Source organism: Microcoleus sp. PH2017_28_MFU_U_A, from assembly GCF_020738035.1.
In the GTDB taxonomy this organism is placed as follows: Bacteria; Cyanobacteriota; Cyanobacteriia; order Cyanobacteriales; family Microcoleaceae; genus Microcoleus.
The window spans coordinates 21,292-27,583 of the sequence record NZ_JAEQCX010000127.1; the positions used below are offsets into that span (position 1 = coordinate 21,292).

At 41.0% G+C, this 6,292-nt stretch carries 6 protein-coding genes; 3 read left to right on the forward strand and 3 right to left on the reverse strand.

Translation table 11 applies throughout. The features are described from left to right. Window positions 1-230: 230 nt before the first annotated feature. From JGK14_RS28400 to JGK14_RS28410, 3 genes are read left to right on the forward strand one after another with little or no spacing between them, the layout of a single operon-like run. Window positions 231-473: an AbrB/MazE/SpoVT family DNA-binding domain-containing protein gene (locus tag JGK14_RS28400; RefSeq protein ID WP_293148968.1), complete on the forward strand. Its 243-nt coding sequence runs from the start codon at window positions 231-233 to the stop codon at window positions 471-473. Then, on the forward strand, window positions 470-814 hold the full coding sequence (mazF, locus tag JGK14_RS28405; RefSeq protein WP_293175280.1) for an endoribonuclease MazF: 345 nt from the start codon (window positions 470-472) through the stop codon (window positions 812-814). The genes JGK14_RS28400 and mazF overlap by 4 nt, the downstream gene beginning before the upstream one ends. Before the next feature lie 5 nt (window positions 815-819). After that, window positions 820-990 (forward strand): hypothetical protein, encoded by a 171-nt coding sequence (locus tag JGK14_RS28410; RefSeq protein ID WP_325315753.1) that lies wholly within the window; start codon window positions 820-822, stop codon window positions 988-990. An 18-nt stretch (window positions 991-1,008) separates the two neighbouring features. Here the strand turns inward: JGK14_RS28410 and JGK14_RS28415 are convergent, their stop codons facing one another. Genes JGK14_RS28415 through JGK14_RS28425 form a run of 3 tightly spaced genes read right to left on the reverse strand, consistent with a single transcriptional unit; the run spans window position 1,009 to window position 6,144 of the window. After that, entirely contained in the window at window positions 1,009-2,496 is a 1,488-nt protein-coding gene (locus JGK14_RS28415; protein WP_293229546.1) for a hypothetical protein, read from the reverse strand. Continuing rightward, window positions 2,493-2,843: a hypothetical protein gene (locus JGK14_RS28420; protein WP_293208164.1), complete on the reverse strand. Its 351-nt coding sequence runs from the start codon at window positions 2,841-2,843 to the stop codon at window positions 2,493-2,495. Before JGK14_RS28420 ends, JGK14_RS28415 begins: the two co-directional genes overlap by 4 nt. After that, window positions 2,836-6,144, reverse strand: a complete 3,309-nt coding sequence (locus JGK14_RS28425; RefSeq protein ID WP_325315754.1) for a CHAT domain-containing protein — start codon at window positions 6,142-6,144, stop codon at window positions 2,836-2,838. Before JGK14_RS28425 ends, JGK14_RS28420 begins: the two co-directional genes overlap by 8 nt. Window positions 6,145-6,292: the final 148 nt, after the last annotated feature.

Below are 6,292 nucleotides of genomic sequence, written 5' to 3' on the forward strand. Positions count from 1 at the left end.
TTGAATATATGAAACAACTGTTGACAGTTTTGACTGTTGGCGGTTGTTTTGTTTTTGATGGGTGGGTAGTCAGAAACCGGGTTTTTGCGAGAATATTTGGTTACAGGCGAAGATTCGGGAAAAAACCCGGTTTCTTGGATTTTAGTTGCTATACTGTAGACACTCTGTATATACATCCTCAAAAAAGGGTGAAGTCCTCAGAATAATATCACTAGCTAGAGGATTGGGCTATGGTTGGGACGATCGCAAAGTGGGGAAACAGTCTTGCTGTTAGGATTCCACAGCATTTAGCTAAAGAGATTAACTTAGTGGAAGGTTCCCAAGTGCAGCTTGTCTTGATAGATGGTAGGCTGACGATCGAGCCGATAACTCGTCGGCGGTATTCGCTTGAGGAGTTGATTGAGGCCATTACCCCAGAAAATCTTCATACTGAGATTGACAGTGGAGTTGCTGTGGGGAATGAAGTTTGGTGACACAATCAAATCCCTACATTCCGAGTCGAGGCGATATTGTTTATTTAGACTTTGACCCCACTAAAGGACACGAACAAAAAGGACTTAGACCTGCTTTTGTGCTGTCGCCTCGTGCTTATAATCAGAAAAGTTCTTTAGCTTTATTTATGCCTATTACCAAGCAACAAAAAGGGTATCCTTTTGAAGTTGCTTTACCAATTGGATTAAAAGTTCAGGGAGTTATTCTTGCAGATCAAATCAAGTGTCTAGACTGGAAAGTTCGCGGTGTTCGATTTGTTGAATCTGTATCTGAAGATGTGATTGAGGAGGTACAGACCAAAATTGAGCCATTGTTATTCTAAAAGTGGTGGCGAGAAACCGGGTTTTTGTGACAGACTTGGTGACAACTCCTAGATTTCGGAAAAAACCCGGTTTCTTAGATTTTGGATTGTGGGTGGGTGGCGAGAAACCGGGTTTTTGCGACAGACTTGGCGACAACTCCCAGCTTTCGGAAAAAACCCGGTTTCTGTGGTTTTGATGCGCCCACAAATATCAATTAAGAGGGAGGTAGACTTTCGCGACTAGATGAAATTGCCTCCACAGGTGATGATTTACTCTGGAGGTGGCGTTTAGTGAAAAACCAAGCCAACCATCCCAAGCCACCACCGCATAAACAACTAACTACAACCGCAATAACGAAGGGATGAGGCGGTAACACAGGATGTTGAGGAGAGGGAAAATCCCAAGGTTTTTCGATTAAGGGGTAGCCGGCGGCTAGGATTCCCGCAAAGCCGACTCCGACACCGATACCGGTACCGACTGCTTGAATCGTATTTTCTAATTCTCGATCGCGATTCTTCTCATTTATCTCCTTATCCTGTAAAGTTTGTTGTAATTGGCGATCGGACTTAGCTTGTTCAATTTCCACCAAACCCCGCAATGTACTGATAAATTCGCTAATTAAGTCTTTACCCGGTTGGATATAGCTAATATGGGTTTCTATCTGATCTAGGTAGCGCTTACAGGTAATTTCTTCAAACTTTAGCCAACTGGAAATATCGCCCGGTTGCGCTATTTTGTCTAAGTAGTTTCGATGGTTAATTTTATTGACTTTAATTGCGGTATAGTCTGCTTGCAAATTTCGGAGTTGCCGTTGATATTGCAGAGATATTTCTGGGATTGATTCAAGCAGTTTTTGCAGTTCCTCTAATGGCTTATTTTGCTTAAATTCTTTAATCTTTGCTTCTATGTTACTATAAGCTTCTCTGGCTCTAATATAACTTTCTCGCCCTTCTTGGTAGACATATTCAATTTTGTGGCGAGTCCAGAGTGACCCAAATAAAGCATCATAAACTGCGGGAATATCTGGAGATATTGCTTGATTATCGATCCAAACTAGAATCCGATAGAGTTTATTAAGTTGATTTCCTTGGCTAATTTCATATTCAAATAAGGGAACTTTGAGTAATTTGTCTTCATTGACTAATCTAGCTGTAAATTTAGTATTTTTCAGTAAACTTGCAACTAATTCATTAGCGATGCCTTGACATTCTGCATCACCTACTTCTGTTTCTCCATAAAGCCAGATGGTTTCACCGAGAGTGTTTTCTGAATAGTCTAAAAAGAGGCTGCTAGGTTCAAATAAATGAAGTTCTTCTAGTGTGATATCTTGGTCAGGATTTTCGAGAAATAAACTTAGATCGAAAGCATAGGTATCATTCAATAAAAACGGTTGTAAGTTCCCGCTAATCGCTAATCCATTGTGGCTGATAGTAGCAAAGTCGATCTGTTTTTGCTCTTCTGTTAGCCATTCGTTGATTAAATTTAAAGCTTTTGTCTGATGTTTGAAAATCTGTGATTGTTCATCTAATTCATAACAAACTAACTTTGCTTTCAAATCTTTTAGTTCAGTGAAAGGTAGTTTTTCACTGATTTTAATCAGATTTTCCCAAATCAAATCAGCTTGAGGTGAAACTCGATCGAGAGATTCACCTAAAGTCTGATTGAGATGGAAAAAACAAACACTGATACTAAAATTTTTCATGGAGAAGACGGTGTATCTGGCTTTGGTTCAGGAGGTTTTTCTTTAGCTATAATAGCATTCTCTATGCTTTCTTTCGTAATTTCACTTTGTTCTCCCGGCTTAGTCGATGATTTCCCTTTTCTGCCTAACTTCTCTATATTTAATTGATAATATTCATATTTTCCTCGTATCTTGTTTTTATCATTTCGTGGTAGTTCCTCTATCCATTTTTCAATGAGTTTGATATTATCTTCATCGTTACCTGTCCATTGCTCTTTAAGAGAAACTAGGGCATCTTTCAGATTGACAAATAAATCTAATTCAATTAGTTTCTGGAAGATTTCTAATTTTGTGATGCTATTACTCATATTTTTGCTCTCCTTTGCCAGCCGCACAGAACCCGGCCCAGTGATAGGGATTTTGATATATTTTATCATTGGTTCCCAGATTTTCCAATTCTATGTCCATATTACGTTGTAATATTCCTCGACATTCTTTGTTTAGGAGGTGACATTGCTCTATCCAGTCGAGGAAGCCTTGGATGTCGGTGTCTCGCATCCAGATTTGGGCTTGGTTTAATGACAGGGCGAATTTACCGGGTTGCTGGGAGAGGTTTTCGTAGGTTTTGATCATTAAAATTGCTGTGGAAAAGGCGTTTACTGACCACAGGGTGACGTATAAACTGGGACTACCTGCCAATAGGAAACCGCTGGTGAAGCTGATGTATTCGTCGGTGTCGTCGGGTTGAACTTGTCCGGTTTCGCAGGCGGAAAGGGTGACTAGGCTGCATTCGCTGAGGTTGAAATAGCGGATGATTTCTTCTAGGGTGAGAGTGCCGTCTGCTAGTTCTAAACCAGATTGTAGCGGATCGTTGGGGTTGAAGGAACCGTGACAGGAAAAGAACAGATGGTGGCTGTCGGCGACTCTTTCGGCTATTTCTAGTTTTGACTCTGATAGTTCGCCTTTTTTGGCATTTCCTTTAGCTAAAATTTCTGAGTTGAGGAAGATATTTTTGATGGTTTCTACTTCTATGTCGGCAGCTAACAAGTTATCTGTGGGGTTTTGGATGGCGAATAATTTATCGAATTTACTACGTTTGTATTTTTGGACTTGGTGTAATAGTTGACAACTGGGGGCGTAGGAAACTCCACCGGGAAAGGCATCTATCAAACATTTGGCGGTGTTGTTGGTGAGTGGGAGGGCGTGGAGAGGGAACAGGTGGAGGTGACGATGGGGAATCAGGATTAGTTTGTCGCAGGTTTTGGGAATGGCATTAACTATTTGATCAATATGCAGAATTTGGGCTAGTTTTTTGAGCTTATCACTTAAAGGTATCTCCCATTTTTCATCGCGGAGTTGCTTGAATTGTTCAATTTGTTCTTTTTCAGGTAAATGTCGATCGATATCTGCTGGATAATAATCTCCTAAATATTCCCTAGTCCAATCAATTAATTTATCTACATCAGACTCAGAAAATCGTAAAACTTGTGGTTGTGGGTTATGCTTAGTGATGATGAAAGCACAAAAACTATTACTCAAAATATACCATTCGACAATTGCTGTTTTTTTATCGGCTAACTGCTGAATTTCACCAAAATTGAGAGGTGTATAAGGATATTTTGCAGCCAAATCTTGGCGTAGTTGGTTGATGATGTCATAGTTTTTTTCTTCAGCTTGTTTTAACCGTTCATTTTCCTCAGCAATTCTCCGCGATAGCAACTCGATTAAGTTTTGCCCCTTAGAACGATCGGCATATTCCACAGCTTCGGTGTAGCGTTTCAGTTGGATGCAAACTTCTACCATACCCAGATAGAGTCTATTCCATTTTTCGGCTGATTTCTGTTTGCTTTCATCCCCAGATTGAATCTCACCCCGTAATAATTCTACTGTTTCAATTGCTAGGGCATAAGTATCGTAAGCGAGTTGCCATTGCTGGTTGCTTCGGTAAAGAGTACCTAAATTAGATAAAGTTTCTGTATAACCTTGCGGGAAAGCCTCACGAGTTCTGATAGTTAAAGCATTTCCATAACACTTTGTCGCCTGTTCGATATTCTCAGCTTTCTCTCCCCTGATTCTGTCACTGTAGGCTATTGCCAGATTATTTTGCGTCATTGCCCATTTTTCGGGAAAGGCATTGCGGGTGTAGATGGTTAATGCAGCAGTGCATGATGCGATCGCCAGTTCGATATTCTCAGCTTTCTCTCCCCTGATTCTGTTTCTGTAGGCTATTGCCAGATTATTTTGCGTCATCGCCCAATCTTCGGGAAAGGCATCGCGGGTGCGGATGGTTAATGCAGCAGTGTAAGATGCGATCGCCCGTTCCACATTATCCGCCCGCGAACCCTTGATTCTGTCTAAGTAGGCAGTAGCTAGGTTATTTTGAGTCATTGCCCATTTTTCACGGAAATCCTCAAGGGTATAAACTGTTAAAGCAGCGTCAAAAAAGCTGATCGCCTGTTCCAGATTTTGGGCCTTATCGCCTTTGATTCTTTGAATATAAGTACCAGCTAAGTTATTTTGAGTCTCTGCCCATTCTTCAGGGAAATCCTTAAGAGTACGAACTGTTAAAGCAGCGTTATAAAAGCTGATCGCCCATTCCAAATTTTCTGCCTGATCGCCGTTAAGTCTGTCACCGTAGGCATTGGCTAGGTTATTTTGAGTCATTGCCCAATCTTTAGCGAAATCCTTTAGGGTGCGAACTTTTAAAGCCTCGTTATAAAAGTTGATCGCTAGTTCCAGATTTTGGGCCCGATCACCGTTGATTCTATCACTGTAGGCATTCGCTAGATTATTTTGAGTCATTGCCCATTGTTCACCGAAATCCTTAAGGGTATAAACTGTTAAAGCTGCGTTAAAAAAGTCGATCGCCTGTTCCAGATTTTTCGCCCGATCACCGTTGATTCTGTTTTTGTAGGCAGTGGCTAGGTTGACTTGAGTCATTGCCCATTCTTCAGCGAAATCCTGAAGAGTGAAAACTGTTAAAGCTGTGTTAAAAAAGCAGATCGCCTGTTCCAGATTATCCGCGCGCGAACCGTTAATTCTGTATAAGTAGCCATTGGCTAGGTTGACTTGAGTCCTTGCCCAATCTTTGCTCCCCGGTTCCCGATTCTTTAAAACTATTTGATAACCAGTAATGGCGATTTCAATATTGTTCGTTCTGTTTGCACGGGGAAATTGAAAAATACGAACACTTAAATTTTCAAAAATTCCGACAATTAAGCTAATTTCTTCTGTATTTTTGCCGATGACAATGAACTTCTTGACCACTTCCTGTAAAGTCTTGCCAAAACGGGCATTGAGAAGATGTTGTCGTTGACCGAGGATGGAGTGAATTACTTTAATATCGCTACCGCTAGCTGCTGCTGCTTGCAATAATTCTAAGATAAACTTTACATATTCTTGGGAATTTTCACCTTCTGAGTCATCGCTATCTCCCTCATCCTTCCCATCCAAGAATTGCCCTACCTGACTGGCCAGATTTCGCAGGAAACTAGCTGGATTTTCCTGTCCTTGTTGTGTCAAGTTTTCTGCTACTGACTCGCAAGCTTGGAGAAATCCGCGATCCAATAATTCTAAGTTATCTTGTAATATCTGTGATTCGTCTCCGTTAGGGCAAGTCAGGAGAGTCTGAATTAGTTGTTGGTAGGCTTCGGCGCGGGTTTCGTCCATTGTGGGGAGTTATCAATAACACCGATGATTATTTTAGCATGATTGTACGATATTTTGTAGGGGCGGGTTCACCAACAATATATAACAATTATCAACAATCTGGATAAACCCGCCCTGTCACCACCGACAACCTACATCAACCTGAAAT

Bases quoted from the DNA above. Each gene is read 5' to 3' on its own strand.
- JGK14_RS28400 (WP_293148968.1), top strand. From the start codon at position 231: ATGGTTGGGACGATCGCAAAGTGGGGAAACAGTCTTGCTGTTAGGATT.
- JGK14_RS28415 (WP_293229546.1), bottom strand. From the start codon at position 2,496: ATGAAAAATTTTAGTATCAGTGTTTGTTTTTTCCATCTCAATCAGACT.
- JGK14_RS28420 (WP_293208164.1), bottom strand. From the start codon at position 2,843: ATGAGTAATAGCATCACAAAATTAGAAATCTTCCAGAAACTAATTGAA.
- JGK14_RS28425 (WP_325315754.1), bottom strand. From the start codon at position 6,144: ATGGACGAAACCCGCGCCGAAGCCTACCAACAACTAATTCAGACTCTC.